The sequence below is a fragment of the Mesorhizobium sp. M7A.F.Ca.US.005.03.2.1 genome, from assembly GCF_003997795.1.
Classification (GTDB): Bacteria; Pseudomonadota; Alphaproteobacteria; order Rhizobiales; family Rhizobiaceae; genus Mesorhizobium; species Mesorhizobium ciceri.
On record NZ_RZRP01001314.1, the window covers coordinates 1 to 1,091 of the forward strand.

The following is a 1,091-nucleotide window of genomic DNA, read 5'->3' on the forward strand; positions in this document are numbered from 1 at the left end:
ACGCGCACCAGGCCAAGGCCGACCGGCACGCCGGCCGCCACGACATCGAACAGCGACCAGGTGCGGATGCCGCGCTTGATGGAAAACAGCGTCATGGCGAGGATGACGCCGAGCAGGCCGCCATGGAACGACATCCCGCCCTGCCACACGGCGAAGATATCGAGCGGGTGCGCGATGTAGCGCGCCAGATCATAGAAGAGCACATAGCCGGTGCGGCCTCCGAGCACGACGCCGATGGCCGCCCAGACGATGAAATCGTCGAGATCCTCCGGCTTCATCGGCAGGACGCCGTTCGGCCACAGCCTGGCATTGGCGGCGAGCCGCTTGGCATACCACCAGGCGAACAGGATGCCGACGATATAGCCGACGCCATACCAGTGCACCGCCAGCGGCCCGATCTGGATGAGGATCGGGTTGATGTTGGGGAAGGGCAGGGAGGCCAGCGGCAGCAGGAAATATTCGTTCAACGGGGAACTCTCGGTTGCGAGCGTGTTTGGGCGCGGACCATGCGGCAGGGTTTTGGCAGGGTCAAGGCAAGGTGGGCGCACTCGACTTGATGCCGCAGCAAGGTGCAACAAGCTTGCATTCGACGCGCGGCGCCACTACGTCAATTTTGTGCAAGCGCGAGGATTTGCCATGTCGACCGGACCGAACCGCATTCTCGATGAATTCGCCAAGCTGATGACCGACGCCGCCGGCGCCGCCCAGGGCGTGCGCCGTGAGGTGGAGACCGCCTTCAAGGGGCAGGCCGAGCGCATTCTCAATACGATGGACGTGGTGCAGCGCGAAGAGTTCGAAGCCGCGCGCGAGATGGCCGCCAAAGCGCGGGAAGAGAATACCCGCCTTGCCGCCCGCATCGAGGCGCTCGAGGCGAAGCTTGCAGAACTGGCCGGCGACGCCACACCAGCGACGGCCGCCAAGCCGCGCACAAAAAAATAATCGTTAAACTTTTCCACATAGCCCGATCCTGAAAAGCGCTTTGCCGTGAATCGCTTAACGGCATTGCATGAATCTTTGTGACAGCGGCTTTCCACATGCGAATGACGCAGTGCGAAAAATTGGGCTGTTCACGCGACTCCCGATCAATAGAC

At 62.2% G+C, this 1,091-nt stretch carries 2 protein-coding genes; one reads left to right on the top strand and one right to left on the bottom strand.

Translation table 11 applies throughout. From position 1 onward, the window contains the following. A partial coding sequence (gene lgt / locus EN991_RS37360; RefSeq protein WP_127370581.1) for a prolipoprotein diacylglyceryl transferase occupies positions 1-467 on the bottom strand: 467 nt, incomplete at its 3' end. Between the two features lie 169 nt (positions 468-636). Here lgt and EN991_RS37365 point away from each other — a divergent pair. Continuing rightward, positions 637-939 (top strand): accessory factor UbiK family protein, encoded by a 303-nt coding sequence (locus EN991_RS37365; RefSeq protein WP_013530008.1) that lies wholly within the window; start codon positions 637-639, stop codon positions 937-939. The last annotated feature ends 152 nt before the right edge of the window (positions 940-1,091 follow it).

Excerpts from the sequence above, each read along its gene's own strand:
- EN991_RS37365 (WP_013530008.1), top strand. The coding sequence starts at position 637 with ATGTCGACCGGACCGAACCGCATTCTCGATGAATTCGCCAAGCTGATG.